This window comes from Pseudoroseomonas ludipueritiae (assembly GCF_014490445.1).
GTDB classification, from domain to species: Bacteria; Pseudomonadota; Alphaproteobacteria; order Acetobacterales; family Acetobacteraceae; genus Pseudoroseomonas; species Pseudoroseomonas ludipueritiae.
The window spans coordinates 80810-107528 of sequence record NZ_JACTUZ010000003.1 but is presented as its reverse complement, the minus strand read 5'-3'; the positions used below and the strand labels follow the sequence as shown (position 1 = coordinate 107528).

Genomic DNA, 26719 nt, shown 5'->3' with positions numbered 1-26719 from the left:
GCCTCCCTGCGCCGCGGCACGCCGGGGCGGGCGCTGACGCTGATCCGCCTGCCGCTGGGCTGGGATGGCGCGCTGCGGCATTTCCGGCATCCGCTGGATTATCTTGGGCAGGATGGCGGCGGCGGCATCGGCAGCGGGCCGGGCATGGCGGTGGGCGCGGCCCTGGCGCTGCGCGGCAGCGGCCGGCTGCCGGTGGCCATCCTGGGCGATGGCGACACCATGATGGGCCTCAGCGCCCTCTGGACCGCCGCGCATTACCGGGTGCCGCTGCTGGTGATCGTCTCCAACAACCGCTCCTTCTTCAATGACGAGGTGCATCAGGAGCGCGTGGCGCGGGAGCGCGGGCGCCCGGTGGAGAACAAGTGGGTCGGCCAGTCCATCAGCGACCCGGACCCGGATTTCGCCACCCTGGCGCGTGGCCTGGGCCTGCTCGGCCTGGGGCCGGTGGCGGATGAGGCCGCGCTGGATGCCGCCTTGGCCGAGGCCGTGGCGCATGTGGAGGCGGGTGGCGTGGCGCTGGTCGATGCCCGCGTCGCCCCCGGCTACGCGCCTTCCATGGCCAAGGCGCTGACGCGCGAGCCCGGCCAGCACTGAGAACAACAAAAATCGGGAGGAACAACACCATGCCGGACGACCTGTCCGCCACCCTGTCAGCAGGGGTGAAACTGCCGGAACGGCGCGGCCTGTTCTATGGCGGCGCCTGGCATGAGCCGCTTGGCGGCACCCGCCTCGCGGTGGAAAGCCCCGCCACGGGCGAGGCCCTGGGCGAGGTGGCCGCCGCCGGTGCCGCCGATGTGGATGCCGCCGTGGCCGCCGCGCGGGAGGGCTTCGAGCACTGGCGCCGCGTGCCGCCGCTGGAGCGCGCCAAGATCCTGCGCCGCTTCGGCGATGTGCTGCGCGCGCATGCGCGGGAACTGGCGCTGATCGATGCCATCGACGGCGGCAATCCGCTGCGCGCGCTGCTGCATGATCTCGAAATGTCGGCCGATGGCTGCGACTATTTCGCCGGGCTGGTGACGGAGATGAAAGGCGACACCGTGCCGATGGGCGAGGGGGTGGTGAACTACTCCGTGCGCGAGCCCTGGGGCGTGGTGGCCAAGATCATCCCCTTCAACCACCCCATCATGTTCGCGACGCTGCGCGCGGCGGCGCCGCTGGCCGCCGGCAATGCCGTGATCGTCAAGACGCCGGAGCAGGCGCCGCTTTCCGCGCTGCGGCTGATGGAGATCGCGGGCGACCACTTCCCGCCTGGCGTCTTCAACGTGCTCTCCGGCGGGCGGGAGGCGGGTGCCGCGCTGGTGGCGCATCCCGGCGTGGACAAGGTGGCGCTGATCGGCAGCGTGCCCGCCGGCCGCGCCGTGCTGCGCGCGGCGGCCGACCGGATCAAGCCCGTGCTGCTGGAGCTGGGTGGCAAGAATGCCTTGATCGCCCATGCGGATTCCGACCCCGCGAAAGTGGCGGCAGGGCTGGCGCGCGGCATGAACTTCACCTGGTGCGGCCAGTCCTGCGGCTCCACCTCCCGCGCCTTTCTCCATGCCGATATCCATGATGCCGTGGTGGCGGAGCTCGAAAAAATCGTCTCCGCCATGCGCCCCGGCCTGCCGACGCGGATGGAGACGGAGGTGGGCAGCCTGATCAGCCGCGCGCATCACGGGCGCGTCATGGAATTCGTCGAATCCGCCCATGCGGAAGGCGCAGAATTGCTGACCGGCGGCGGCCCGCCGGATGACCCGGAACTGGCGCGCGGCTGCTACCTGCGCCCCACAATTTTCACCGGCGTCACGCCGCGGATGCGCATCGCGCGGGAGGAGATCTTCGGCCCCGTGCTCTCCGTGCTGCGCTGGGAGGATGAGGCGCAGATGCTGCGGGACGTGAATGCCGTGGAATACGGCCTCACCGCCTCGATCTGGACGCGGGACCTCGCCACCGCGCACCGCAACGCCGCCGCCGTGCAGGCTGGCTTCGTCTGGGTGAACGAGACCAGCAAGCATTTCATCGGCACCGGCTTCGGCGGCTACAAGCAGTCGGGCCTCGGGCGGGAAGAAAGCATCGAGGAACTGCTGGCCTATACCCAGTCCAAGAACATCCATGTGAGGCTGGAGCAATGAGCGCGCCCCGGCTCACCCGGCGCGGGGCGGCGCTGCTGCTGGCCGGTGCCCCCGCCCTGCTGGCGCGCCCGGCCCTGGTGCGTGCCACGACCTCGTCCCGGCCCGCCTGGCCCGCAGACCGGCCGGTGCGGGTCATCGTTCCCCTGGCGGCTGGTGGCACCGCCGATTTCCTGGCCCGCCATCTCGCCAGCCGCCTGCAGGAACTCACCGGGCAGTCCTTCGTGGTGGAGAACCGCACCGGCGGCGGCGGCGCCGTGGGCTGGCAGGCCGTGGCGCGCGCCGCGCCGGACGCCACCACCGTGCTGCTGACGGATAATTCCCTGGCCATCGCCGCCGCCGCCGGGCGCGATGTCGGCTTCGACCCCCGCCAGGACCTGGAGCCGGTCTCGCTGCTGGCGCAATACCCGCCGCTGCTGACCGCCGCCCCCTCGCTGCCGGTGCAGGACCTCAAGGGCTTCCTGGCCTATGCCAAGGCGCGGCCGGGGCAGCTTTTCTACGGCTCCGGCGGCATCGGCAGCGTGCCGCACCTGCAGGCCGAGCTGTTGCAGGAGGCCGCCGGCATCCGGCTCAACCATGTCAGCTACCGTGGCATGGCCCAGGCGGTGACGGATCTGATCGGCGGGCAGGTGCAGTTCATCCTGCCGGTCTATCCCACGGTCGCCGGGCAGCTTCGCGGCGGCGCGCTGAAGCCCATGGCGGTGGGTGCGGCGGAGCGCCTGCCGGCGCTGCCGGACCTGCCCACGGCGCGGGAGCAGGGGCTCGATTTTGTGCACCATGCCTGGTTCGGCCTGCTGGCGCCGCGCGGCACGCCGCAGGAGGCGCTGGCGGGCATGCAGGCGGTGATGGCCTCGGCCATGAGCGGCCAGGATTTCGGCCGCAGGCTGGAGGAAACCGGCGCCACCGTGCCCGGCGCGGAGACGGCGGCCTTCCGGGAGGCGATGGCATCCGAGATCGCCCTCTGGAGCCGCGTGCTGCGCGAGCACAACATCAAGGTGGAATAGGCCCATGACGCTTCCATGGCTTTCCCGCAGGTGCCTGCTGGCCGGGCTGGCCCTCGCCGCGCCGGCCCGGGCGCAGGGCGCGGGCTGGAAGCCCGCGCGGCCGGTGACCCTGGTGGTGCCCTTCGCCGCCGGTTCCGGCACCGATGGCGTCGCGCGCATCGTGGCGCCGCTGCTGGCGGAGGAGATCGGCGGCACGGTGGTGATCGAGAACCGGCCGGGCGCCAATGGCGCCATCGCGGCGGTGGCCGTGGCCCGCGCGGTGCCGGACGGGCACACGCTGTTCATGACCACCAATACCACGCATTCGGCCAATCCCGCGCTGCTGCGCCAGATCGACTACGACCCGGTGCGGGACTTCGCGCCGGTGGCGCGGCTGGGCAACCCGGCCTTCCTGCTGGTGGTGGGGCCGGAGGTGCCGGCGCGGGACGTGGCGAGCTTCATCGCCTGGGCCAAGGGAAAGCCGGGCGGGGTGAACTGCGCCTCGGCCAATGCCATCGGGGTGGTGGGCATGGCCACGCTGGCGCGGCTGGCGGGCTTCCAGGCCACCACCGCGCCCTACCGCTCCGCCCCGCAGGCGTTGACCGATGTGATCGGCGGCCGCATCGACGCCATGATGATCGATATCACCGCCAGCCTCGGCCATATCCGCGAGGGGCGGCTGCGGGCCCTGGCCGTCACCACGCGGGAGCGCTCGGCCCTGATGCCGGACCTGCCCAGCCTGCACGAGGCCCGGGTGGAGGGCTTCGACCTCGCCGCCTGGAACGGCGTCTTCGCCCCGGCGGGCACGCCGGGGGAGGTGACGGGCGCGCTGGGCGATGCGCTGGTGCGCGTCCTGCAACGGCCGCCGGTGGTGCAGCGCCTGGCCGGCATCGGCTTCGAGGCGCTGCCGGCCGGCCCCGCCCCGCTGGCGGCGCTGGTGGAGCGGGAATTGCCGCGCTGGGCGGAGATGGTCCGCGCCGCCGGCATCGAGCCGGAATAGGCAAGGGGTGGGGGCCGGGAAGGGCCCCCGCCCTAGACTTCAGCGGCCGATGGCATAGGCCTGCATCAGCCGCGGCGTGGCGGCGGCGATGACGAAGCCATCCTCCCGCCCCACGGCACAGACGCGGCCCAGGGACCAGGGCGCCTCCACCTTCACGCGGTGCCCCCGGCGCTCCAGCGCCGCGATGGCCTCGGGGCCGATGCGGTCCTCCACCAGCAGGCGGCCGGGCTCGAAGGTGCGGGGGTAGAAGGATTGCGGGAAGTGCTTGCTGGTGAAGAGCGGAAGGTCGATCGCCGCCTGCAGGTCCAGCCCATGGTGCAGCCGCCGCAGCAGCACGGCCAGGGTCCATTGGTCCTGCTGGTCGCCGCCCGGCGTGCCCATGGCGAGGCAGGCCTCGCCATCCTTCGTCACCAGCGTCGGCGTCAGGGTGGTGCGGGGGCGGGTGCCGGGGCGCAGGTCGCTCGGCAGGCCGGCATTCAGCCAGCCCATCTGGCCGCGCGTGGAGATGGAGAAGCCGAGGCCCGGCACCGCCGGGGATGATTGCAGCCAGCCGCCCGAAGGCGTGGCGGAGATCATGTTGCCCCAGCGGTCCACCACGTCCAGGTGCACCGTGTCACCCCATTCCACCGGCAGTGGCGCGAAGGTGGGCTCGCCGAAGCCGATGCCCACCGGCGTTTCCGCCCCGGCCATGGCCAGGATGCGGCGCATGGCCTCGGCGGCGCCAGGCAGGTCCCCGGGCGTGAGGTCGAGCGAGGCGGCCTCGCGCACCAGGCCGCGGCGGCAGTCGGCGTATTCGCGCGAGAGCAGCGTGTCGAGCGGGATCTCGGAAGCATCCGGGTCGCCGTAGAAGACCTCGCGGTCGGCATAGGAAAGCTTCATGCATTCCACGACGGTGTGGACGAACTGCTCCCCCGCCGGGTCCATGCCCGCGATGTCATAGCCTTCCAGCAGCGCCAGGGTCTGCAGCAGCACCGGGCCCTGGCCCCAGGGGCCGGTCTTGTGCACCGTGACGCCCGCGTAGTCGCGCGAGACGGTGCGCTCCACCTGTGCCCGGTAGCGGGCGAAGTCATCGGCGCGCAGCACGCCGCCGTGGCGGCGGCCGCTGGAATCCATCAGCTCCGCCGTGCGGTAGAAGCGGTCCACCGCCTCGGCCACGAAGCCACGGTAGAAGGCATCCCGCGCGGCCTCGATCTGGCGCTCGCGGTCGGGGCCCGCCGCCTCGGCCTCGGCCAGGATGCGGCGATAGGTGGCGGCGATGCCCGGCGTGCGGAGCCGGGCGCGCGGGCGCGGCACCTCGCCGCCCGGCAGCCAGACCTCGGCGGAGGTAGGCCATTCGGCGGGGAAGAACTCGCGCGCCGGCAGGATGGAGGCCGAGACACGCGGCAGCACGGGGAAGCCTTCCTCGGCATAGCCGATGGCGGCTTCCAGCACGGCGCGCGGGCTCCAGGTGCCATGGTCGCGCAGCAGCAGCATCCAGGCATCGAAGGCGCCGGGCACAACGGAAGGCAGCAGGCCGGTGCCGGGCACCTGCTTCAGCCCCAGGCTGGCGAAATGCTCCGGCGTGGCGCCCATGGGAAAGGGGCCCTGGCCGCAGATCACCAGGGGCTCCGCCGCGTCGTGGCGCTTGAGGATGATGGGCACCTCGCCGCCCGGACCGTTCAGGTGCGGCTCCACGATCTGCAGCACGAAGCCGGTGGCGGCGGCGGCGTCGAAGGCATTGCCGCCCCGCTCCAGCACCGACATGCCGACGGCGCTGGCCAGCCAGTGGGTGCTGGCCACGGCGCCGAAGGTGCCACGGATCTCGGGGCGGGTGGTGAACATGGGCGGCGCTCCTTTTCTGGAACCAATCCGCATTGGTTCCACATTCTCTCGCCCTGGCCGGGCACGGCACCGCTTCTAATGCAGCAAATTGCAGGAGGGAAGGTGATGGCCTTGCGCTGGGCCATGGTCTCATCTACCAAAGGTCCCATGTCCGTCCGCCTCGCGGCCGACCGGCTCGATACCCATCTGCGAGAGGCTGGGTTGATGCCCGGCGACCGGCTGCTGCCCGAACGTCAGCTCACCGCACTGCTCGGCGTCAGCCGCCGCGCATTGCGCGAGGCATTGGGCGAGCTGGAGCTGCAAGGCCGCATCTGGCGCGGCGTGGGGCAGGGCACCTTCCTGGGGCCGAAGCCCGCCGGCGCCACCACCCGGCCGGAGCCGCGCGCCAGAGCCAGCAACCCGCTGGCCATCATGGAAGCGCGCCTGACCCTGGAGCCTGCCCTGGCCGCGCTGGCCGCCATGAAGGCCACGGCGGCCGATATCGATTCCATCGCCCGCGCCGCCGGCCGTGGCGCCGAGACGCGGGACGAGACAAGCTGGGGCCTCTGGGACGGCGCCTTCCACAGCGCCATCGCCGCCGCCTGCCACAACCCGCTGCTGCTGGCCGCATTCCAGGAAGTGGAGGCCAGCCGCGCCCAGACGGACTGGGGCCGGCTGCGCGCCGCCATCACCACTGCGCCCATGCGCCAGGCCTCGGCGCTGGAGCATCTCGCCATTTCCGCCGCCATCGCCCGGCGTGACGCCGCCGCCGCCCAGCGCGCCATGCGCGGCCACCTCCAGTCGGTCTCCCTTGCCATCCAGGACGAGGGCAGCGGCTGTGACGACCTGCCGGAACCGCGGAACCAACACGCGGAAGCCCACGCCACGACGGTTGAACCCCCTGAGCGGGCAGCGTCCCGCAGGACATCCAGGCCATGACCCGATTGCATCTGTCGCGCCGTGCGGCGCTTTCCCTTCTCGCCGCGCCCGCCATCGCGGCCGCCCCGCGCGCCGCGCGGGCGCAGGAGGGCTATCCGAACCGCCCTGTCAACGTGATCGTGCCCTGGGCGCCGGGCGGCTCGACCGACATCCTCGCCCGCATGCTGGCGGAGCCGCTGCGCATGGCCTTCGGCCAGCCCTTCGTGGTGGAGAACCGCTCCGGCGCCTCCGGCAATATCGGCTCGTCCTTTGTGGCGCGCTCGGCGCCGGACGGGCATACGCTGCTGGTCGGCTCCATGAGCACGCATGCGATGAACGATGCGCTGTTCAGCAACATGACCTTCAACGGCGTGGAGGATTTCACCCCCATCGCGCTGCTGGCCTATGTGCTGAACACCATGGTGGTGCATCCCTCGGTGCCGGCCAACACCGTCCCGGAATTCATCGCCTATGCGAAGGCCAATTCGGGCAAGGTCGCCTATGCCTCCGCCGGCGCCGGTTCCACCAACCATCTCTGCGCCGCGATGTTCGCGCAGATGGCGGGGCTGGACATGGTGCATGTTCCCTATCGCGGCGGTGCCCCGGCGGTGCTGGACACGGTGGCTGGCCAGACGCAGCTTCTCTTCTCCGCCGGCACGCAGACGCTGGACCATGTGCGCAACGGGCGGCTGAAGCTGCTGGCGGTGACGGAAGGGCAGCGCTCCCCCCTGCTGCCGGATGCGCCGACGGTGAGCGAGAGCCTGCCGGGCTACGAGATGGCCGTGTGGTACGCCGCGCTCGGCCCCAAGGGCATGCCGCCCGCGCTGACCAGCCGCCTGAACGCCGAGATGAACAAGGCGCTGATGCTGCCAGACGTGAAGGACAAGATGGCCGCCATTGGCGTCGAGGTGGTGAACGAGACCCCCGCCGCCTTCGGCGAGCGGCTGCGCCAGGACGCGGTGAAGTGGCGCAAGGTCATTCAGGACCTCGGCATCGACAAGACCGATGCCTGAGTTTCTCCCGGCCCTGATTGAAGCATTCGAGGCGGCGGCGCGCGAGGGCGGGCCGCTGCCCCGCATCCGCGCCGCCGACCGGGTGGCACGCGACTTCACCGGGCAGCAGCTCTGCACCGCCATGGTCTTCGACCGCCAGGCCATGACGGTGCAGCGCCTTTTCAGCTCCCGCCCCGCGGAATACCCGGTGGGCGGCCGCAAGCCGAAGCGGGATACCGCCTGGGGCCGGCAGGTGCTGCTGGAAGGCCGCCGCTTCGAGGGTGAGGGCGAGGACGCGATCCGCGCGCATTTCGCGGATCATGAGGTGATCCTGGGCCTCGGCCTGCGCAGCATCGTCAACTTCCCCATCATGCATGGCGGGGAATGCCTGGGCACGCTGAACCTGCTCTGGCCCGAGGCGGAACTCCGCCCGGAGCGGATTGAGATGGGGCGCATCCTGGCACTCCTGGCGCTGCCGGACTGGCTGTCCGGCCCGCGCGCGGATGCCGCCACGGCCGGCTGATCCTCCAGCCTGACGACCGCGCGCCGCGCCGGGAAGCAACCCGGCGCGGCTTCGCCGGTTCGGGACCCCGCAGACCCGTCGCGCCCTGCCGGAATGGCGGGCGCCTAGCCCTTCCGCACATCCTTTCCTAAATGAAATGTCGCGCCTTGGCGGGAAAGCCTTGCCCATTCCCCCATGCCCTGGCGAAGAATGCGTGGCCGCGACGGTCACGCCACCCCCACCGCCATGGATGGCCGCCAAAAAGCAATTGACGACCCGTTGCTGTCCCTTACGCTAGACAGGAAGTGGCCTTAGAAACCAGACAGCACGGCCTGGACCGTGAAAGGAGAGGAAGCGCTTGGACGCCGCCGTCGAGCCTTTCAAGGCGCGCCGCATTTATTTGCTGTTGCGGGACCGCATCAGCAGCGGCGCCCTGGCGGTGGGCGAGCGTCTGCCGGGGGAGCCGGACCTCGCGGCGGCCCATGGCGTCTCCCGCGTCACCATCCGCCGCGCGCTCGACCAGTTGGCCGCCGAGAAGATGCTGGAACGCCGGCCCGGCGTCGGCACCTTCGTCCGCGCGCCGGCCTCGCTGGGCACCACGGTCCTCGACTTCTCCGATGTCTTCTCGCATTTGAAGGAAATGGGGCGCAGCACGGAGGTGCGGCTGCTGTCCTTCGGCTATGCCGTGCCGGCCGCGCCGGTGGCCACGGCGCTCGGCCTGCGGCCCGGCGAGAAGGCGCAGCGCGCCGTGCGCCTGCGCATGATCGGCGATGCGCCCTTCTCCCATCTCACGACGCATGTGCCGGAGCAGGTCGGCCAGACCTATTCCGAGGCGGAACTCGCCAGCCAGCCCTTGCTGGCGTTGCTGGAACGCTCCGGCGTGGTGGTCGGCCGCGCGCAGCAGAGCATCAGCGCCACGCTGGCCGGGCCCGAGGTGGCCGGGCTGCTGCAACTGGAGATCGGCGCGCCGCTGCTCTCGCTCACCCGCCTGGTGGAGGATGAGGCGGGGCGGGCGGTGGAGCATCTGCACGCGCTCTACCGGCCAGACCGCTTCACCTTCCAGATACAGTTGCAGCGGACCGGTGCCCAGGGCGAACGCCGCTGGAGTCCATTGCCCCCGCAGGCCCCGGCCGATGCGGCAACAACAAGCAAGAACGCCGGCCCCACGCCGCCATCGCGCGACAAGAGGAACTCCCCATGACCCAACCGATTTCCCGCCGTGCCGCGCTGGGCGCGGGCGCAGCCCTGGCCGGCCTGGCCATGCCCGGCATCCTGCGGGCGCAGCCGGCCGCGGTGAAGCTGGGCATCCTGCAGCCGCTGACCGGCGCGCTGGCGCAGGATGGCGACCTCGGCCGAATCGGCGCCGAGGCCGCGGCGGCGGCCATCAACAAGGCCGGCGGCATCCAGGCCCTGGGCGGCGCGAAGCTGGAACTGGTGGTGGCCGACGCGCGCTCCAACCCCGAGGCGGCGGTGCAGGAGGTGGAGAAGCTGCAGGCGGAAGGTGTCTCGGCCATCGTCGGCGGCTTCGCCAGCCCGATCTGCCTCGCCGCCAGTCAGGCAGCCGCGCGCTACAACCTCCCCTATATCGTCGATGTCGGCGTTTCCGACCAGATCATGCAGCGCGGGCTGACCAATACCTTCCGCTTCGCCCCCGGCTTCGGGCAGGTGACGGGCACGGCGCTGCAGAACCTCGCCAAGCTGAACGAGGGCGCCGGCAAGCCCTGCAAGACCGTGGTGCTGGTGCATGAGGATGGGCTCTTCGGCTCCGGCCTCGCCAAGCTGATGCAGACGGAATTGCCGAAGCATGGCTTCGAGGTGCTGGAGACCATCGCGCATCCGACGCCGGCGCGGGACATGTCCAATGTCGCGCTGCGTATCCGTTCCCTGCGCCCGGACCTCGTGATTCCTTCCAGCTATTACGGCGAGTTCGTGCTGCTGGCGCGCACCATGCGGCAGCAGCGCATCCGGCCCAAGGGCATCTATGCCGTGCTGAACGGCGCCGCCTCCAACTTCCGCTTCGTCAAGGAATTCCCGGACGCCGCGCTGAACGTCATGGACTGCAACCACTGGCACGACCCGAAGAATGCCGAGGCGCTGGCACTGAAGAAGTCGGTGGAGGAATCCGGGAAGTTCTGGGCCTATAACATCCCGCTGAACTATTCCTGCGTGAAGCTGGTGGCCGATGCCATCCAGCGCGCCGGCAGCGCCGACCGCGCCAAGGTGACGGAATCCCTGGCTGCCAGCGAATTCGCCGGCCACATCATGCCCTATGGTCCGACGAAGTTCGTGCAGGGCCAGAACCAGGGCGCGCGCCCGGTGAATACCCAGGTGCAGGGCGAGGATATCAAGGTGATCTTCCCGGAAGAGGTGGCGGACGCCAAGCCCGTCTTCCCGGTGCAGGGATAGGCGGCGCCGTTCCGCCGAGGCTGCGAGCATGTATCCTCCGGAGATCATCGCCGAAGCCGTGGTGAACGGGCTGATGAGCGGCGCGACCTATGCCCTGGTCGCGCTGGGCCTCACCCTGGTTTACGGCGTGCTGCATATCGTCAACTTCGCCCATGGCGCGCTGCTGACCTGCGCCATGTTCGCCGTGCTCGGCCTGCATCTCTGGCTGGGCTTCGACCCCTACCTGGCCATCCTGCCGCTGGCCCTGGCCTTCTTTGTCTTCGGCTATGGCTTGCAGCGCTTCATCATCGGCCCTTCCAGCCATGGGGAGGACCGCAACACGCTGCTTGTGACGCTGGGCCTTTCCATTATCCTGGAAAACCTGATGCTGGCGGCCTTCAAGTCCGATACCCGCACACTGGGCGCCGATACCGCCTTCGATGTGCTGGAACTCGGCCCCATGCTGATCTCCCGCCCCAGGCTGATCGGCTTCCTGGTGGCGCTGGCCACGGCGGCGCTGCTCTGGCTGCTGCTCTCGGCCACCGATACCGGCCGCGCCATCCGCGCCGTGGCGAAGGAGAAGCTGGGCGCGCAGCTCGTGGGCATCGACCCACGCCATATCTTCGCCGTCACCTTCGGCATCGGCTGCGCCTGCCTCGCCGTCGCGGCCTGCCTGCTGCTGCCGACCTTCTATGTCAACCCGCGCGTCGGCAATGCCTTCGTGTTGGTGGCCTTCACCATCGTGGTGCTGGGCGGCATGGGCTCCATCGCCGGGGCGCTGGTGGGCGGGCTCTTCATCGGCGTGGTGGAAAGCATCGGCGGGCTGATGCTGGGCGAAAGCCTCGGCCAGCTCGGCATCTTTCTTATCTTCATCCTGGTGCTGCTGGTGCGGCCCACCGGCCTCTTCGGGGCCCGCGCATGACGGCGCGCCAGATCGCCATACCCGTGCTGCTGGTCGCCGTGCTGGCGGTGCTGCCCTTCTTCGCCTCCGGCCTCTTGCTGAACTTCCTGGTCTCGGCGCTGATCATCGCGCTGGGGGCGCAGGGCTGGAACCTGCTGGCCGGCTTCGGCGGGCAGCTTTCCTTCGGCCATGCGGCCTTCTTCGGCACCGGCGCCTATGTCACCGCCATCCTGCAGATCCGCTTTGGCATCAATGCCTGGATCGGCATGGCGGCGGGTATCGCCATCGGCGCCGCCGTGGGCTGGATCATCGGCTTCCTCAGCTTCCGGGCGCGGCTGCGCGGTTCCTACTTCGCGCTGGTGACGCTGGCCTTCGCGGAGGTGCTGCGCATCCTGGCCAATGCGGCGGATTTCACCGGAGGCGCCGCCGGCCTGCTGATCCGGCTGCAACCGGGCTTCGGCAACCTGCAATTCCCTGACCGTGGCCTCTTCCTCTGGCTGGTGCTGGCCTGCATCCTGCTGGTGCTGCTGCTCACCGCCTGGATCGAGCGCAGCCGCTTCGGCGGGCATCTTGTCGCGGTGCGGGAGAACGAGGACGCCGCCCGCGCCCTGGGCGTGGACGTGCTGGCCACCAAGCTTCGCGCCATCACGCTTTCGGCGGCCATCACGGCGGCGGCGGGCTGCCTTTATGCACAGAACTTCCTCTATCTCGACGCCAATATCGCCTATGGCACCTGGATCTCGGTGGAAGTGCTGATCGCCGCCATCATCGGCGGCCTCGGCACCGTGCTGGGCCCCGTGGTGGGCGCGCTGGCGCTGCATGGGCTGGGGGAGGTGACCAAGCTTGCCGCCGGGCAGATCACCGGCATAGACCTCGTGATCTTCGGTGCGGTGCTGATCCTCTCCGTGGCCTTCGTGCCCAGCGGGCTGATGGGGCTGCGCCGCTTCGTGAAGGGAGGCAGCCGGTGAGCCTTCTGCTGGTGCAAGGTGTCTCCAAGCGCTTCGGCGGGTTGCTGGCGGTGGACAATGCCTCCCTCGCCGTGCCGCAGGGCGCCATCACCGGGTTGATCGGCCCCAATGGCGCGGGCAAGACCACGCTCTTCGCGCTGATCTCCGGCTTCCTGGAACCGACGGCGGGCAGCGTCACCTTCGACGGCACGGACGTGACGCGGGAGGCGCCGCATCTTCGCGCCCGCCGCGGCATCGCCCGCACCTTCCAGATCGTGCAGCCCTTCGCGGGGTTGAGCGTGCGGGACAATATCGCCGTTGGCGCCTATCTGCGGCATTCCTCGCGCGCCGAGGCGCTGGCGCGGTCCGAGGCCGTGGCGCGCGAGGTCGGCCTCGCCCCCATGCTGGACGGCCCGGCCTCGGCGTTGACCGTGGCCGGGCGCAAGCGGCTGGAACTGGCCCGTGCCCTGGCCACGGAACCGCGCCTGCTGTTGCTGGACGAGGTGCTGGCCGGGCTCAATCCCTCCGAGGTGCGGGACATCCTGCCGGTGATCCGCCGCATACGCGACAGCGGCGTCACCATCCTGATGATCGAGCATGTCATGCAGGCGGTGATGAACCTTTGCGACCAGGTCTATGTCCTGGCCCAGGGCCGCATGATCGCCGAGGGCGCGCCGCGCGCCGTCTGCGCCGATCCGCATGTGATCGAGGCCTATCTCGGCCATGGCGCGGCCTCCCGCATCCAGGAGGCGCATGGTGCTTGAGATCAGCGGCCTGCGCGCCGGATACGGGCCGGTGGAGGTGCTGCGCGGCCTCGACATGGCGGTGGGCGCGGGGGAGATCGTGGCGGTGCTGGGCGCCAATGGCGTCGGCAAGACCACGCTGAACAAGGTGCTCTCCGGCGTGCTGCCGGCGACGGCGGGCTCCATCCGCTTCGGGGGCCGGGAGATCGCCCGCGCGGCGCCGGATGCCATCGTGGATGCCGGGCTGATCCATGTGCCCGAGGGGCGGAAGATCTTCCCGAACATGAGCGTGCGGGAGAATCTGGAGCTCGGCAGCTACCGCCGGGGCAAGGCCAACCGCCGCGCCAATCTGGAGAGCATCTTCGAGACCTTTCCCCGCCTGCGGGAGCGGAGCCGGCAATTCGCCGGCACGCTCTCGGGCGGGGAGCAGCAGATGCTGGCCATCGGCCGTGGGTTGATGGCCGAGCCGCGCCTGCTGATCCTGGATGAGCCCTCGCTCGGCCTCTCGCCGCTGATGGTCGAGGAGATGTTCGCGCTGATCCGCCGCCTTAACGCGGCGGGGCTGCCGATCCTGCTGGTGGAGCAGAATGTGGTGCAGTCGCTGGAGGTCGCCTCCCGCGCCTTTATCCTGGAGAACGGCATCTTCGCCATGCGGGGCGCGGCGGCCGAGATGCGCGAGAATCCCGAATTGCGCCGGGTCTATCTTGGCCTGTGAGGTTCCGATGAACATTGTCACGCCCGGCGTGTTGCTGCTGCGCGAGGCCGCTACGGAAACCAGCCGTGGCGGCATGGAAGAACCCTGTGTGGCGGCGGATATCGCCGCGAAGTTCCATGAGCTGGCCGGGGCGGTGATGGCCGTGGATGATCGTGCGCCATGAGCATCCTGCCGGCCGGGGGCGTTGCCTTCGAGTTCACCGTGCCCGTCCTGGTGGTGGGCGCCGGCGCGGCGGGCCTGACCGCCGCCCTGGCGGCGCATGAGGCCGGCGCCGGGGTGCTGGTGCTGGAGCGTGACGCGGTGCCGCGCGGCTCCACCGCGCTCTCCGCCGGCCTGATTCCGGCGCCCGGCACGCGCTGGCAGCGCGCCGCCGGGGAGGAGGATGACCCCGCCCGCTTCGCCGCCGATATCATGGCCAAGGCGGGGCAGGAGCCGGACCCGGCGCTGGTGGAACTCGTCACCCGCGAGATCGGCCCCGCGCTGGAATGGCTGGCGGACCGGCACGGGTTGGATTTCTCGGTGATCACGGATTTCCGCTATCCCGGCCATTCCGCCTGCCGCATGCATGGCCTGCCCAGCCGCTCCGGCGGGGAGTTGGTGGACCGGCTGCGGCAAGCAGCCGAGGGCGCCGGCATCGACATGCTCTGCGAGGCCCAGGTGACGGATCTCTTCGCCGATAACGGCGGGTGCATCCAGGGCGTCGTCCTGCGCCGCCCCGATGGCAGCGAGGAACGCGTCGGCTGCGGCGCGCTGGTGCTGGCCTGCAACGGCTATGGCGGCAATCCCGACCTTGTGGCGCGCCATGTGCCCTCGCTTTCCGGCGCGCTGTATTTCGGGCATCCGGGCAACCAGGGCGATGCGCTGCTCTGGGGCGAGGCGCTGGGGGCGGCGACGCGGCATCTTTCCGGCCACCAGGGGCATGGCTCGGTGGCGCATCCCATCGGCATCCTGATCACCTGGGCCACCATCACCCAGGGCGGCATCCAAGTGAACCTGGAAGGGCGGCGCTTCTCGGACGAGAGCCACGGCTATTCCGAACAGGCCGCCGCCGTGCTGCGCCAGCCGGAAGGTGTGGCCTGGAGCATCTTCGACGAGCGCATCGCCGGCATCGCCCGCCAGTTCGAGGATTTCCGGCAGGCCGAGGCGGCGCGTGTGGTGCTGCGCGCTTCCAGCATCGCGGAACTGGCCGAGGCCACGCATCTGCCCCTGCCGGCCCTGCGATCCACCCTGGAGCAGGTGGGCGATTTGAAGGCGCGCGGCGGGGAGGACGAATTCGGCCGCGGCTTCGCCGGCATCGCGCAGCTTGTGCCGCCCTACCGCGCCGTGCGCGTCACGGGCGCGCTCTTCCATACCCAGGGCGGGCTGGTGGTGGACCACCAGGCGCGCGTCGCGCGGCCGGATGGCTCGGTGCTGCCGAATCTCTTCGCGGCTGGCGGCGCCGCCTGCAGTGTCTCGGGCAGCCGGCCGGAAGGCTATCTCTCGGGCAACGGGCTGCTGACGGCAGTGGCCCTGGGGCGGATCGCCGGAATGGCCGCCGGGCGCTGAAGGGGCTTGCCCGCCGGGGGCAGGCATGTCTCATCTGGCGGATCGGGTTCGGAGGCGCAGGCGCATGGGGCAAGCCGCTCAGCAATGGATCGGCCTGTTTGATCTTTTCCGGGTCGGCCTGGGGCCTTCCAGCTCCCATACCGTCGGGCCGATGGTCGCCGCCGCCAGTTTCGCGGCCGGGCTGGCGGGACTTCCGGTGGCCTGGCTGCGGGTGGAACTCTTCGGCTCCCTGGCCCTGACCGGCAAGGGGCATGCGACGGATATCGCCGTCATGCTCGGCCTGACCGGCGCCCAGCCGGACACGCTGGACCCCGACGAGGGCCATCTGCTGGTCGATGGCATCCGGCGGCGGCGGCGGCTTTCCCTGCCGGATGGGCGCGGCCTGCCCTTCGACCCGGCGGGCGATATCGTCTTCCTGCCGCGCGAGATGCTGCCGCGCCACCCCAATGCCCTCCGCCTCACCGCCGGCCTGGAAGGCGGGGCGGAGATGGCGCGCGTTTATTACTCCATCGGCGGCGGCTTCGTGCTGGACGAGCAGGGCGAAGCCATCACCGCCTCCGCCACCGCGCAGAATGCGGTGCCGCATCCCTTCGCCAATGCCGCGGACCTGCTCGCGCAGGCGGGGGCGGCCGGGCTCTCGGTGGCCGGGTTGATGCAGGCCAATGAGGCCAGCCAGCGCAGCCCCGCCGAGGTCGCTGCCGGCATCGACCGCATCTGGGACGCCATGCGCGCCTGCACCGCGCGCGGGCTGCGGGGCGAGGGCGAGCTGCCCGGCGGCCTGCGCGTGCGCCGCCGCGCCCCGGCGCTACGGCGGAAGCTGGAGGAACAGTCGCTCCGGAACGAGGCGGACCCGCTGCTGGCCATGGATTGGGTGAACCTCTGGGCGCTGGCGGTGAACGAGGAGAATGCCGCCGGCGGCCGGGTGGTGACGGCGCCCACCAATGGCGCCGCCGGTATCATCCCGGCGGTGCTGCATTACTACGAGCGCTTCGTGCGCGGCGCCGATGCCGAGGGGGTGCGGACCTTCCTGCTCGCCGCCGCCGCGATCGGCGCCATCATCAAGCGCAATGCCTCGATCTCCGGCGCCGAGGTGGGTTGCCAGGGGGAGGTGGGCTCGGCCTGCGCCATGGCGGCGGCGGGGCTGGCGGCGGCGCTGGGCGGCAGCAATGCCCAGGTGGAGAATGCCGCCGAGATCGGGCTGGAGCACAATCTTGGCCTCACCTGCGACCCGGTGGCCGGGCTGGTCCAGGTGCCCTGCATCGAGCGCAACGCCATTGCCGCCGTGAAGGCCATCAATGCCGCGCGGCTGGCGCTGCATGGCGACGGCACCCACCTGGTCAGCCTGGACCAGGTGATCGCCACCATGCGGCAGACCGGGCTCGACATGTCGCACAAGTACAAGGAAACCTCGCTCGGCGGCCTCGCGGTCAATGTGGTGGAGTGCTGACCCGGCAGTGCTGACCCGCCTGGCGCGGGTCAGCCGTCCCCGTGGCGGAGCTGCTGCTCGCGCAGGAAGATGAAGAGGCCGGCAGCGATGATGATGGCGGCGCCGGCCAGGGTCAGGGGCCCGATCACCTCGCCGAAGAAGAGATAGCCGAAGAGCATCCCCCAGAGGATCAGCGTGTACTGGTAGGGCACCACCACGGAGGCCGGCGCGATGCGCAGCGCCTGGTTGACGCAGAGATTGCCCGCCAGCGAGCCGAAGCCGAGGAAGAGCATCAGCATCAGGTCGAAGGCCCCCGGCGGCGTCCAGCCCTGGGCCAGCACCAGCACGCCGCCGAAGAGCAGCGCGGCCAGGAGCTGCGCCGTCATCAGCACCGTGCCGGGCGTGCCGGCCAGCTTGCGGGTGGCGACCATGAAGCAGGCATAGCTGAAGCTGCCCGCCAGGGCGCAGGCCGCGCCGATGGACAGCGATTCGGGCGAGGGATGCAGCGCCAGCACCACGCCGCCGAAGCCCACCGCCACGGCCGTCCAGCGCCGCCAGCCCACGCGCTCGCCCAGCAGGAAGGGGGAAAGGGCGGTGACATAGATCGGGCCGGCCATGTAGTAGGTCATGACCTCCGCCAGCGGCAGCTCGATCAGCGCCCAGAAGAAGAGCGAGGTTTCCAGCGTGGAAAACACCACGCGCAGCAGTTGCAGCCACGGGCGCTGCGGCCGCAGAAAGGCCTCCGGGCTGGTGCGGCGGATGAAGGGCGCCATGACGCAGAGGCCGGAGATGCTGCGCACCAGCAGCAACTGCCCCACGGCATAACCGCCCACCAGCCATTTGCCGAGCGTGTCGTTGACGGCGAAGAGCAACACGCCCAGCAGCATCATGGCAATGCCGCCGGTGGCGCCGGCAGGCATGCTGCCCAGGCGCTGGAACGCAGACATAGCGATTCTCGATCCCTTAGCGGCTCTTCTCGCCCGGGATGGGGGGAGCCGCGCCGGAGCAGTAGCCAAACGGCGCGCGGCTGCAAAGCCCGGGCTGCGGAGCGGTGCCCGGGCCGTGGCGGAATGCCCAGGCCGGCGGCAGGAATGGCCGGAAAAGCCAAGGGCGCGCGCAGCGGTTCCGCCCAGGCCGGCGCCGCTGCGTGTTGCGGCGCGGAAAGCGCATCGGGTCACAGCCCTGGCACGGAATCTGCTGGCGGGATCGGGGAGCCTCGACGATGCTCTCCTTCCTACAACGTCCATGAATGCAGGATTTCTTTCTGATGCTGTCACGCCGCATGCTGCTTGGTTCCGCCGGTGCCACTTTTCTCGCCGGCACGGCGCGGGCCCAGCAGGCCTATCCGGACCGCCCGATCCGGCTGATCTGCCCTTATCCCGCCGGCGGCGCGACGGATGTGCTGACGCGGATCCTGGCGGATGGCATGCGGGAGCGGCTGGGCCAGCCGGTGGTGGTGGAGAACCGCTCCGGCGCCGGCGGCAATATCGGCGTGGATGCCGTCGCGAAATCCGCCCCCGATGGCTATGTGCTGGGCACCGCGCCGGTGGGCAATTTCATCATCAACCCCTTCCTCTATCCCTCCATGCCCTATGACCCGGTGCGCGACCTGACGCCGGTTTCCCTGGCCTTCGAGGTGCCGAATGTGGCGGTGGTGGCGGAGAAATTCGTCCCGGCGCGCACGCTGCAGGAGTTCATCGCCTGGGCCAAGGCGAAGAAGGGCGGGGTGGTCTATGGCACCTCCGGCGTCGGAACCTCCGCCCACCTCTGCTCGGAGCTGCTGTTCAAGCGGGTGGGCGTGCCCTGCACCCATGTGCCCTTCCGCAGCGCGGCGCAGGTGATCCCGGCCATGCTCTCCGGCGACGTGGATTTCGCGCTGGACAACCTCGCCTCCTATGCCGGCGTGATCCAGCAGGGGCAGATGACGGCGCTGGGCATGACCACGGCGGAGCGCTGGCCCACCATGCCGCAGGTGCCCACCATGGCCGAGGCCGGGCTGCCGGATTTCGTGGTGACCGCCTGGTCTGCGCTGATCGCCCCCGCTGGCCTGCCGGAGCCGATCCAGGAGCGGCTGGCCGCGGCGGTGCAGGGCGTGGCGGCGGACACGGTGATCCAGCAGCGCTTTCTCAAGGCCGGAGGCCAGGCGCTGGCCACCACGCCGGCCGGTGCCCGCGCCCGCATGGACCGCGAGCGCCCGATGTGGAAGGAGATGGTGGAACTCTCCGGCGCCCGCATGGAATAAGCGGCGCCCTGGCATGGGGGCGGGGGTCTTCGGCCCCTGCCTCCGGGCTATGCGGAAGGCTTGGCGCGGCGGCCCCGGGTGGTGGAACCCCTATTGCAGCCAGCTTTTCTTCAGGGGCGGGGCTTCCATTCTTTGACTTTGTCCCAATCTGGATATAGTCCTTATTGGGACAAAGGAGGCTGCCTATGACCGCCGCGCAGGGCGCCCCGCGCCTGCCTATTGCCTCTGGCCCCGTCCGCATGGACCGGAGCCGCTTCGCGCCCGAGAATCGCCGCCGCCTCAGCGCCCCCGGCCTGCGGACCTTTCTCGCCATTGCCGACCTCTGGGGGCTGGATGAGACGCAGCGCCTGCTGGTGCTGGGCTACCCGCCGCGCTCCACCTTCCATAAATGGGCCAAGACCGTCCGCGAGCATGGCGAGATCACCCTCGACGCCGATGTGCTGACCCGGATCTCGGCCGTACTCGGCATCCATCAGGCCCTGGGCCTGCTGCATGGCAGCGAGCGGGAAGGGGTGGCATGGCTCCGCAGGCCGCATGAGGCCATCGTCTTCGGTGGCCGCCCGCCGCTGGACCTGGTGACCAGCGGCACCCAGGACGGGCTGATGGCGGTCCGCCGCTTCCTCGATGCGGCACGCGGCGGCCTTTACATGGAGCCGGTCGAGGCCCTGGACCGCGACGCCCGCCCTTACACGGACGAGGACCTGATCATCTCTTGACGGATGTCTTCTCTGCGGCCCCGGCGCCCAGTTACCGCCTGATTCCCTCGAAATTCCCGCCGATCGGGCTCTTCGACACCGTGGCCACGGCGGCGGATGCCGAGGCCGTCATGGAACTGGCCGGCTGGACCAACGACCGGCTGGTGGAGGAGCGGCTGCGGCGGCTGCCGGAGGAGGAATGGGTCTATGGGCGGCCGAATTCCAGCATCGTCATGGCCACCTTCCTGCATGTCCAGCCCGCCGGTGCGCGCTTCAACGGCGCGGAGCTGGGCGCCTGGTATGCCGCCGCGGCCTTCCGCACGGCGGCCATCGAGGTGGCGCACCACTTGCGGCGGGAGGCTGTGGCCACCCGCCTCCCCGTGCTGGAGCGGACCTTCCGCACCTATACCGCCAGCCTGGCCGGGGAATACCTGGACCTGCGCGGACAACAGGCGGCGCGGCCGGACCTTTACGCCCCCGACAGCTATGGCGCTTCCCAGGTGCTGGGGGAGAGCCTCCGTGCCTCGGGCAAGGCGGGCATTCTTTATGACAGCGTGCGGCACACCGGCGGCACCAATGTGGTGGCCTACCGGCCACGCAACATCCTGCGGGTGACCCAGGCCGACCATTGGCTGCTGATGGTGCAGGCCTCCTCACCCCGGATCAGCCTGAAGCAACTCAGCACCGCCTGAGGCCGCGCTGGCGCCGCGCTTCCGACAAGCACTGTGACCTTACGCCTGCTTTGTGCTGCCCAGGCAGGCGATGTTCCTGCCCTGCCGCGCTGCCCAGCAGCCGGCCACAGGGCTGCTCTTGCCGCACCACAGCGTTGGATACGGCCTCTGCTTCGGCTGTACCACACCGGCCTGCATCTGCCGGCGGAGCGGGAGCGCGCATGAGCCCCGTCGTCGAGAACCTCCGCGTCACCGGGCCGGGATGGCACAACCGCCCAGGCCATTCTGCCGTGACACGGTTGTGGTTCTGTTGCCCTTTGGCCCTTCTGGATCAAAGCCTCTGAACAAGGGCCTCGGCGTCATCGCCAGCCAGAGGCCGGTGTCTTCCTGACGCGGCTGGTGGCCTCCTCCAGGGATGTGATCTCGCCGTTCCAGACGAGGTCGATCAGGTCCCTGTTCACCATGATCCAGGCTGAGACCTTGTTGAACTCCGCCTCGTACAGCCCGCCGTTGATCTGCATGACCAGGGGCTCCAGCATCAACACGGTCATGCGGTCGGGCTCAAACCGTGCTCCGGGGGTGACGCCGATCACCACGGGTTCATCGCTACCCCCACGCCGAAGCCAAACCACACCCGACAGGCCGGTCACATGCGATCTGAGCCCTATGGGCTGGGACAAGCCATGCGGAGAGGAGACGGGAGCGGCATTGCCGCCGCCTCCGCGTGGCGCCGGGCTGTCCGGCGTGTTCCGCGGTGCCGGCGGACGCGCTGCGGGCGGGGGAGCTTGCACCGGCGCCGCTGGCTCCTGCTGCGGCTGCCGCTCGCCGCCCCGGTCCGCTTCGGCCTCTGACATCAGGGCGCCGACAGTGACACCGTCGTCATCCGACGCCAGGGAGATGGTGTCGTCGGCCGCGAAGACCATCCGCAGCGCATCCTCAAAGGCAGCCCTGAAATGTTGGTGCTCCTGCTCCGGACTGCCGAAGCGCCGATGGAGTTCAGGCCATGGAACCGTCGTGGTCTGCCCGGCCGGCTGGTGGTGGCGCACATGCCGGACCCAGCCATGAGCATCGAGCGCGAGCGCTTCCGCCGCGAGAGCCGTGATGATCTGCCGGTCCAGCGGGACAGCGTGTTCCATCAAGCTGGCATGGAAGCGGCCACTCAGGCGGATGCGGGGCCGCCACTCCGCGCCAGGCCGGCGCCGCTGCCCTCGGGCATCGAACAGCGCCAGGTCCTGTTCCTTATGCCATGAGACGCTGAGCTTCGCGGCGCCCAGGCGCTCCACCTGCATGCCCAGTTCTTGCAGAACGGGCTCGGTGGTGGGCAAGCCCATGTCCGATGCCAGGGCGGCCAGATCGGGTCCGAGCTCCAGCACAGGGGTGCCACCGCGCACCGCCTGGTCGCAGAAATGCATCAGCAGGCGCCGGAAGCCCCATCCGGACGGCAGGGTCTGATCCGGCATGGCCATCTCCATGGCCAGGCCTGTGCCGTCCAGTTCGCGACGCCAGAACCCAACCGGCTGAGACAGTGGCAGCGCCATCTGGCAGAAAGCGGCGTGGTACCAAACAACGCGCGGATCGGAGCGCGCCTCTGCTGGGTCCAGGGCGAGGGCAGATGGCACAGAGACAGTCATGGCGAGAGGGATCCGATTGACGTCGAAAGGTGACGGCGCGCGCCGATGGCGCTTCGCGGGAGAGCCGGGGCCGGGGGAATGTAGAAGATACGGCTGGGGAAAGCCGCGCCGCCTTTGTCAGAAGATAATCGTAAAAGCTTGTCCTGCAAGCGCTTTCAATCCCTCTCTGCCTTTCCTTTCTTTCGGATCTGCCTGGCAATGAGGAGCATGAAGGCCGCGGGGCAGGACTGAGCCTTGAACAGGTGATGGAAACCGTTCACCCTGGCGGCCGGTGCGGCTGATCTCGGGCATTGAGGAAGTCATCGCACGCGGCGGAGCCTGTGCGCCGCAGTACCGAGTTCGCCCGCAGACGACCGTTACCACTGATCAAGTGATCAAGAACAGTAGCCCAACCGCGCTTCGCCGCGGCTTCCCGGCAATGACCGTGTGGTCATGAAGCGGAAGTCCTTCAGCAGCTTGAGGAGGAGATTCGGCTGTCCGGCGGAACGCAGGCGGCGTGGCTCTCCACCAAGGCGCGCTGACACGATGAAGCAGGTGGCATTGTCTGTCATGGCGCAGGCGCTGCCATGGTCATTTAGAGAGCGGCCAGGCGATGTCGTTCATGCTACTGGAGTGCCATGGAGACCAAGCCCCCCATTCCCCGCGCTGTTCTTGTCGGCATCCAGACGCCGGAGGTCGATGATGTCGCGCATGAAGCGAGCCTGGAGGAGCTGGGGCGCCTGGTAAAGACGCTGGGCTATGAGGTGGTCGGCACCGTATCCCAGCGCCGTGAAGGCACTGGCGCCGGGTTGTTGCTGGGCAGCGGTAAGCTGGCGGAACTGGCGGCCCTGACCGGCGGCACCGGAGTGGTCAGTTCCATGGCGCCGCCCCCGCGTTCCAAGGCACGGGCACGCTTCGAAGCCGCGGCCGAGACTGCCGGCCCGGCCGAGGCTGATCCGGATGCCGCCCGCAAGCCTGACCTCGTGATCGTGGACCATGAGCTCTCGCCCAGCCAGATTCGCAACCTGGAGCGTGCCACCGGCGCCGAGGTGCTGGACCGCACCGGCGTCATCGTCGAGATCTTCCACCGCCACGCCAAGACACGTGAGGCGAAGCTGCAGGTGGAGATGGCGCGCCTGAAGTACGTCGCCCCCCGGCTGCGGGAATCCTCGGGCGGCGGGGAGCGGCGGCAGGGGCCCGGCGCGGGCGAGAGCACCCTCGATCTCGACCGCCGCAAGATCCGCGACCGCCTGGCAGAACTGAAGGGCCAACTGGAGGCGGTGCAGCGCGACAGCGACCACCGCCGCTCCGCCCGGCGGGACCAACTGCGGGTGGCCCTGGTCGGCTACACCAATGCGGGCAAGTCCTCCCTGATGCGTGCCCTGACCGGCAGCCAGGTGCTGGTGGAGGACAAGCTCTTCGCCACCCTCGATACCACCGTGCGCATCCTGCAGCCGGAAACCCGGCCGCGCGTGCTCATCTCGGACACGGTCGGCTTCATCAAGCAACTGCCGCACGATCTTGTTGCCTCCTTCCGCTCAACGCTGACGGAAGCGCTGGAGGCTTCGCTGCTGCTCTTCGTGGTTGATGCGTCCGACCCGACCTATGAGGCGCAACTGGAGGTGAGCCGCAGCGTCCTGCGCGAGATCGGGGCGGATGCGGTGCCGTCCCGCCTGGTGCTGAACAAGATGGATCGCGTGGACGCGGCGGGGCGCGCGGCATTGATCGAGAAGCACCCGGACGCCATCCTGCTCTCCGCGCATGCGCCGGAGGATGTGAGCGCGCTCCGCAGCACCATCATCGCCTTCTTCGAGGCTGAGATGGTGGAGGATGTGCTGGCGCTATCCTACGCGCAGCAGGGGCTGATCGGTGAGATCTACAACAGTGTACGGGTGCTGTCGGAGGAATACGACGAAACCGGCCGGGTGCTGAAGGTGCGCGGCTTACCCGGGGCCATCGCGCGTTTGCAGCGGAGCCTGGCCACTTCCTGAGCCTGAGATCCCGCGCTGATCCGATCGAAGGCGCCGCTCACTGAGATATTGACCACATGTCGCGGCATGGATCGTGTGGCGCCTTGAAGTTGTACCTCCGGTGACTGCTGCGGCAGCCTCCGTGGCTTGGCAGCATTCGAAGGGCGCCATGCGACAGAGCCGGGATCGGGATCAACCTCCGGGATCCGAACCGTGGCAGTCGCCCTGCCTGCCAGATCCGGCCAGCAGTCCGGGCAGGCGGCCATCAAGGCAGGCCAGGCCCAAGCCAATCAGCGCCAGACCGCCGAAGTGCCGATGTTGCAGCGTTTCTCCGAGGACGAGCCAGCCTAGCAGGATGGCGCTCACCGGGACCAGGAAGGTGACCAACAGCAGATTGGTCGCGCCGGCGGTCGCCAGGATGCGGAAGTAGAGCACGTAGGCCAGCGCGGTGCAGAGCATGCCAAGGCCCAAAACCGCGGCCCAGGTTACAGGTCGTGGAAAGGGCAGCATCCAGGGCTGATCCACCAGCAGTACAAGCGGCAGCAACAGTGTCGTGGAAGCGCATACCTGCCCGGTGGCGGCAGCCAGTGGCGGAACTCCCATGTTCTTGAAGCGACGCCCGAAGATGCCGGCCAAGGCGTAGGACAGGGCGGCGGCCAGGCAAGCGAGCTGGGCCCCCATGGAAGCTCCCAGCCCGCCCAGAGCATCGGGCCCGATCATCATCGCAGCGCCGATAAAGCCCAGGATGACCCCTGCCACCTTGGAGGAGTTCAGCTTTTCGTCCGGTGTCAACAGATGCGCGGCGAGCACCGTGAACAAGGGCGTGGTGGCGTTGAGGATGGCAGCAAGGCCACTGGCGACATGCTGCTGGCTCCAGACGATGAGAGCGAAAGGCAAGCCGTTGTTCAATAGCCCCATGCTGAAGAAGGCAGCCCAGACCCGGCCTCCCCCGGGCATTCGTTGTCGCAGCAGGCGGAGCACGAGCAACAAGGTCGCGGCGGCGGTTGCCACGCGCAGCCAGACCAAGGTGAAAGGTGGCAGATCACGCACGGCAACAGCATTGAAGAAGAATGAGCCGCCCCAAAGCCCGGCAAGGGCGAGCAGCATGATCCACTCCTGAGCCCTCATAGGCGAGGCGGAAGACGGATCTGTTCTCATGTGCTCAAAGCCCCGAACTGCTGCCCGGTGACATGATCCAAGGCGGATGCGCCAGCACTCCGGTCCGTGCCGCCAAAGTTCTTTTAGTGCACAGGGTACCGTCCACTCTGGGGCCGGAGGCGGCGCTCGCCGCGAGCGCGGCAACTCCTTTGGCAGTCCTGTGAAAGCGCTGGCCCAGGAGCATTACCCTGTTTGATGTTGCTTCACCAAAGGAGCGGCGGGGCTATCATAGCGGGCACCGCAAGAGCAAAGCATTGCGGCGCCTATGCTCATCTCATGCCGGACCGAGATCGGGCAACAACGACAACCGATTGATCAAGGCGGGCGGCCCCCGGCCCGATCATGCCCGATGTCATCATGAGTCACGGCCTCGATGGCGGCATGCCACAGGCCGAAGCAGGCATTCCTTTCCTCACCTATGTCACCGCGTCCAGCACACTGGCATGGAACAGATCTTCCGGCGCGATGTCGCGGACGGCCAGGGCATCGGCCCGGGCGAAGCGGATCATGGCCGCGATCTCGTCCCGGTTGCGGCGGAAGCCATAAGGCCATGGATCGCCACCCATGATCCGCGTCTGCGCCTCCGCCTCGGCCGCGATCCAGGGGAGGGAGGCGCGCAGCACATTGACCAAAGAGAGATCAGCCACCGCCATGGCACGCGCGCGGGCGAAGGCGCGGAAAATCTCCAGCGGCAGCCACGGATGTTCCGCTGCAAGCTCCTTCCGCAGCGCCACGCAATGCATGATGGGGAAGAAGCCGGTGGCGCGGAAATAGCTTTCCTCCTCCGTCCGGTAGTCGGGATAGAGCCGGTCCACCGGGGCGCTGCGCGCGACGAAGCAGGAAGGTGGGCGGGGGCCGATCACGGCATCCAACTCACCCGCCGCCAGGAGGCCGTTCAGCGTCTGGTCCGGGCCGATCGGGCGCACATCCAGCTCTGGCGGCAGCTTCAGTGCCACGCGCTCGCTACCGCCGGTCTCCTCCATGCCGCCGGTGCGCCAGGAAATGCCCTGGGTATCGACGCCATAATGCTCGCGCAGGATGCCGCGTACCCAGAGGGCGGCGGTCTGCTGGTATTCCGGCAGGCCGATGCGCTTGCCCGCGAGGTCCGCCGCCGTGCGGATGCCGCGGTCGGTGCGGACATAGATGGCGCTGTGGCGGAAGGCGCGGGAGGGAAAGACCGGGATGCCGACATAGGGCGCATCCCCGCGCGCCGTGGTGACGATATGGCTGCCCATGGAGAGTTCGGTCACGTCGAAGGCACGGTCCCGCAGGGCGCGGCGGAAGATATCCTCCGGCTCCCCGGGCAAGACGGTGAGGCTGACGCCGGACAGGGTGACGCGGCCATCCAGGATCGGCCGGGTGCGGTCCGAGGTGGTGCAGGCGAGGGAAAGGCGAAGTGTCTCTGGCACGT

Annotated in this window: 25 protein-coding genes; 20 read left to right on the top strand and 5 right to left on the bottom strand. The window is 69.6% G+C overall.

Annotated features, from left to right (window positions below; translation table 11 throughout):
• The 4 genes from IBL25_RS02160 to IBL25_RS02145 form a co-directional block, all read left to right on the top strand.
• The coding region (locus IBL25_RS02160) for a thiamine pyrophosphate-dependent enzyme (protein WP_238940153.1) at nt 1-594 on the top strand (594 nt) is incomplete at its 5' end.
• A 29-nt stretch (nt 595-623) separates the two neighbouring features.
• Entirely contained in the window at nt 624-2108 is a 1485-nt protein-coding gene (locus IBL25_RS02155) for an aldehyde dehydrogenase family protein (protein ID WP_187776907.1), read from the top strand.
• Entirely contained in the window at nt 2105-3109 is a 1005-nt protein-coding gene (locus tag IBL25_RS02150; protein WP_187776906.1) for a Bug family tripartite tricarboxylate transporter substrate binding protein, read from the top strand. Before IBL25_RS02155 ends, IBL25_RS02150 begins: the two co-directional genes overlap by 4 nt.
• 4 nt (nt 3110-3113) lie before the next feature.
• Complete coding sequence (locus tag IBL25_RS02145) at nt 3114-4088, top strand: Bug family tripartite tricarboxylate transporter substrate binding protein (protein WP_187776905.1); 975 nt, start codon at nt 3114-3116, stop codon at nt 4086-4088.
• Nucleotides 4089-4127: 39 nt separating this feature from the next.
• Here IBL25_RS02145 and IBL25_RS02140 read toward each other — a convergent pair whose 3' ends face one another.
• The gene (locus IBL25_RS02140) at nt 4128-5909 is read right to left on the bottom strand and encodes a gamma-glutamyltransferase family protein (protein ID WP_187776904.1); all 1782 of its coding nucleotides are present in this window, start codon (nt 5907-5909) and stop codon (nt 4128-4130) included.
• Between the two features lie 105 nt (nt 5910-6014).
• Here IBL25_RS02140 and IBL25_RS02135 point away from each other — a divergent pair, with 105 nt between their 5' ends.
• The 12 genes from IBL25_RS02135 (at nt 6015) to IBL25_RS02080 (ending at nt 16983) form a co-directional block, all read left to right on the top strand.
• Nucleotides 6015-6827, top strand: coding sequence for a FadR/GntR family transcriptional regulator (locus tag IBL25_RS02135; protein WP_187776903.1), 813 nt, complete (start codon nt 6015-6017; stop codon nt 6825-6827).
• Nucleotides 6824-7819 (top strand): Bug family tripartite tricarboxylate transporter substrate binding protein, encoded by a 996-nt coding sequence (locus IBL25_RS02130; RefSeq protein WP_187776902.1) that lies wholly within the window; start codon nt 6824-6826, stop codon nt 7817-7819. Before IBL25_RS02135 ends, IBL25_RS02130 begins: the two co-directional genes overlap by 4 nt.
• Nucleotides 7812-8321, top strand: a complete 510-nt coding sequence (locus tag IBL25_RS02125) for a GAF domain-containing protein (protein WP_187776901.1) — start codon at nt 7812-7814, stop codon at nt 8319-8321. The genes IBL25_RS02130 and IBL25_RS02125 overlap by 8 nt, the downstream gene beginning before the upstream one ends.
• A 337-nt stretch (nt 8322-8658) precedes the next feature.
• Nucleotides 8659-9501 (top strand): GntR family transcriptional regulator, encoded by an 843-nt coding sequence (locus IBL25_RS02120; protein ID WP_187776900.1) that lies wholly within the window; start codon nt 8659-8661, stop codon nt 9499-9501.
• On the top strand, nt 9498-10706 hold the full coding sequence (locus tag IBL25_RS02115; protein ID WP_187776899.1) for an ABC transporter substrate-binding protein: 1209 nt from the start codon (nt 9498-9500) through the stop codon (nt 10704-10706). Before IBL25_RS02120 ends, IBL25_RS02115 begins: the two co-directional genes overlap by 4 nt.
• Nucleotides 10707-10734: 28 nt before the next feature.
• On the top strand, nt 10735-11607 hold the full coding sequence (locus tag IBL25_RS02110) for a branched-chain amino acid ABC transporter permease (RefSeq protein WP_187776898.1): 873 nt from the start codon (nt 10735-10737) through the stop codon (nt 11605-11607).
• The gene (locus IBL25_RS02105) at nt 11604-12554 is read left to right on the top strand and encodes a branched-chain amino acid ABC transporter permease (protein WP_187776897.1); all 951 of its coding nucleotides are present in this window, start codon (nt 11604-11606) and stop codon (nt 12552-12554) included. Before IBL25_RS02110 ends, IBL25_RS02105 begins: the two co-directional genes overlap by 4 nt.
• Nucleotides 12551-13297, top strand: a complete 747-nt coding sequence (locus tag IBL25_RS02100; RefSeq protein ID WP_187776896.1) for an ABC transporter ATP-binding protein — start codon at nt 12551-12553, stop codon at nt 13295-13297. The genes IBL25_RS02105 and IBL25_RS02100 overlap by 4 nt, the downstream gene beginning before the upstream one ends.
• Nucleotides 13287-13991 (top strand): ABC transporter ATP-binding protein, encoded by a 705-nt coding sequence (locus tag IBL25_RS02095; protein WP_202986642.1) that lies wholly within the window; start codon nt 13287-13289, stop codon nt 13989-13991. Before IBL25_RS02100 ends, IBL25_RS02095 begins: the two co-directional genes overlap by 11 nt.
• 7 nt (nt 13992-13998) lie before the next feature.
• Entirely contained in the window at nt 13999-14154 is a 156-nt protein-coding gene (locus IBL25_RS02090) for a hypothetical protein (RefSeq protein ID WP_187776895.1), read from the top strand.
• Nucleotides 14151-15536, top strand: coding sequence for an FAD-dependent oxidoreductase (locus tag IBL25_RS02085; protein ID WP_187776894.1), 1386 nt, complete (start codon nt 14151-14153; stop codon nt 15534-15536). The genes IBL25_RS02090 and IBL25_RS02085 overlap by 4 nt, the downstream gene beginning before the upstream one ends.
• A 64-nt stretch (nt 15537-15600) precedes the next feature.
• A complete protein-coding gene (locus tag IBL25_RS02080) occupies nt 15601-16983 on the top strand; it encodes an L-serine ammonia-lyase (RefSeq protein ID WP_187776893.1) in 1383 nt (460 codons plus the stop codon).
• Nucleotides 16984-17012: 29 nt separating this feature from the next.
• On the opposite strand, the gene IBL25_RS02075 is transcribed toward IBL25_RS02080, so the two are convergent.
• Nucleotides 17013-17909, bottom strand: coding sequence for a DMT family transporter (locus IBL25_RS02075; protein ID WP_187776892.1), 897 nt, complete (start codon nt 17907-17909; stop codon nt 17013-17015).
• 320 nt (nt 17910-18229) lie between these two features.
• On the opposite strand from IBL25_RS02075, the gene IBL25_RS02070 reads away from it, so the two are divergent.
• The 3 genes from IBL25_RS02070 to IBL25_RS02060 all read left to right on the top strand — a co-directional run bounded on the left by IBL25_RS02070 (nt 18230) and on the right by IBL25_RS02060 (nt 20591).
• Nucleotides 18230-19204, top strand: coding sequence for a Bug family tripartite tricarboxylate transporter substrate binding protein (locus IBL25_RS02070; RefSeq protein WP_187776891.1), 975 nt, complete (start codon nt 18230-18232; stop codon nt 19202-19204).
• Between the two features lie 185 nt (nt 19205-19389).
• Nucleotides 19390-19920 (top strand): antitoxin Xre/MbcA/ParS toxin-binding domain-containing protein, encoded by a 531-nt coding sequence (locus tag IBL25_RS02065; protein WP_187776890.1) that lies wholly within the window; start codon nt 19390-19392, stop codon nt 19918-19920.
• Entirely contained in the window at nt 19917-20591 is a 675-nt protein-coding gene (locus tag IBL25_RS02060) for an RES family NAD+ phosphorylase (RefSeq protein ID WP_187776889.1), read from the top strand. The genes IBL25_RS02065 and IBL25_RS02060 overlap by 4 nt, the downstream gene beginning before the upstream one ends.
• A gap of 338 nt (nt 20592-20929) precedes the next feature.
• On the opposite strand, the gene IBL25_RS02055 is transcribed toward IBL25_RS02060, so the two are convergent.
• Nucleotides 20930-22030: a replication protein RepA gene (locus IBL25_RS02055; protein WP_187776888.1), complete on the bottom strand. Its 1101-nt coding sequence runs from the start codon at nt 22028-22030 to the stop codon at nt 20930-20932.
• 788 nt (nt 22031-22818) lie between these two features.
• Here IBL25_RS02055 and hflX point away from each other — a divergent pair.
• The gene (gene hflX, locus IBL25_RS02050) at nt 22819-24171 is read left to right on the top strand and encodes a GTPase HflX (protein ID WP_187776887.1); all 1353 of its coding nucleotides are present in this window, start codon (nt 22819-22821) and stop codon (nt 24169-24171) included.
• A gap of 171 nt (nt 24172-24342) precedes the next feature.
• Here hflX and IBL25_RS02045 read toward each other — a convergent pair whose 3' ends face one another.
• Nucleotides 24343-25257 carry a DMT family transporter gene (locus IBL25_RS02045; RefSeq protein ID WP_238940152.1) on the bottom strand — a complete coding sequence of 305 codons (915 nt, stop codon included), beginning with the start codon at nt 25255-25257 and terminating at the stop codon, nt 24343-24345.
• Between the two features lie 467 nt (nt 25258-25724).
• The gene (locus tag IBL25_RS02040; RefSeq protein WP_187776885.1) at nt 25725-26717 is read right to left on the bottom strand and encodes a substrate-binding domain-containing protein; all 993 of its coding nucleotides are present in this window, start codon (nt 26715-26717) and stop codon (nt 25725-25727) included.
• Nucleotides 26718-26719 lie beyond the last annotated feature (2 nt).

Bases quoted from the DNA above. Each gene is read 5' to 3' on its own strand.
- IBL25_RS02125 (WP_187776901.1), top strand. From the start codon at position 7,812: ATGCCTGAGTTTCTCCCGGCCCTGATTGAAGCATTCGAGGCGGCGGCG.
- IBL25_RS02090 (WP_187776895.1), top strand. From the start codon at position 13,999: ATGAACATTGTCACGCCCGGCGTGTTGCTGCTGCGCGAGGCCGCTACG.
- IBL25_RS02105 (WP_187776897.1), top strand. From the start codon at position 11,604: ATGACGGCGCGCCAGATCGCCATACCCGTGCTGCTGGTCGCCGTGCTG.
- IBL25_RS02085 (WP_187776894.1), top strand. From the start codon at position 14,151: ATGAGCATCCTGCCGGCCGGGGGCGTTGCCTTCGAGTTCACCGTGCCC.
- IBL25_RS02045 (WP_238940152.1), bottom strand. From the start codon at position 25,257: ATGCTGCTCGCCCTTGCCGGGCTTTGGGGCGGCTCATTCTTCTTCAAT.
- IBL25_RS02140 (WP_187776904.1), bottom strand. From the start codon at position 5,909: ATGTTCACCACCCGCCCCGAGATCCGTGGCACCTTCGGCGCCGTGGCC.
- IBL25_RS02115 (WP_187776899.1), top strand. From the start codon at position 9,498: ATGACCCAACCGATTTCCCGCCGTGCCGCGCTGGGCGCGGGCGCAGCC.
- IBL25_RS02075 (WP_187776892.1), bottom strand. From the start codon at position 17,909: ATGTCTGCGTTCCAGCGCCTGGGCAGCATGCCTGCCGGCGCCACCGGC.
- hflX (WP_187776887.1), top strand. From the start codon at position 22,819: ATGGAGACCAAGCCCCCCATTCCCCGCGCTGTTCTTGTCGGCATCCAG.
- IBL25_RS02110 (WP_187776898.1), top strand. From the start codon at position 10,735: ATGTATCCTCCGGAGATCATCGCCGAAGCCGTGGTGAACGGGCTGATG.
- IBL25_RS02065 (WP_187776890.1), top strand. From the start codon at position 19,390: ATGACCGCCGCGCAGGGCGCCCCGCGCCTGCCTATTGCCTCTGGCCCC.
- IBL25_RS02095 (WP_202986642.1), top strand. From the start codon at position 13,287: ATGGTGCTTGAGATCAGCGGCCTGCGCGCCGGATACGGGCCGGTGGAG.
- IBL25_RS02080 (WP_187776893.1), top strand. From the start codon at position 15,601: ATGGGGCAAGCCGCTCAGCAATGGATCGGCCTGTTTGATCTTTTCCGG.
- IBL25_RS02130 (WP_187776902.1), top strand. From the start codon at position 6,824: ATGACCCGATTGCATCTGTCGCGCCGTGCGGCGCTTTCCCTTCTCGCC.
- IBL25_RS02155 (WP_187776907.1), top strand. From the start codon at position 624: ATGCCGGACGACCTGTCCGCCACCCTGTCAGCAGGGGTGAAACTGCCG.
- IBL25_RS02150 (WP_187776906.1), top strand. From the start codon at position 2,105: ATGAGCGCGCCCCGGCTCACCCGGCGCGGGGCGGCGCTGCTGCTGGCC.
- IBL25_RS02055 (WP_187776888.1), bottom strand. From the start codon at position 22,030: ATGCCGGATCAGACCCTGCCGTCCGGATGGGGCTTCCGGCGCCTGCTG.
- IBL25_RS02070 (WP_187776891.1), top strand. From the start codon at position 18,230: ATGCTGTCACGCCGCATGCTGCTTGGTTCCGCCGGTGCCACTTTTCTC.
- IBL25_RS02135 (WP_187776903.1), top strand. From the start codon at position 6,015: ATGGCCTTGCGCTGGGCCATGGTCTCATCTACCAAAGGTCCCATGTCC.
- IBL25_RS02145 (WP_187776905.1), top strand. From the start codon at position 3,114: ATGACGCTTCCATGGCTTTCCCGCAGGTGCCTGCTGGCCGGGCTGGCC.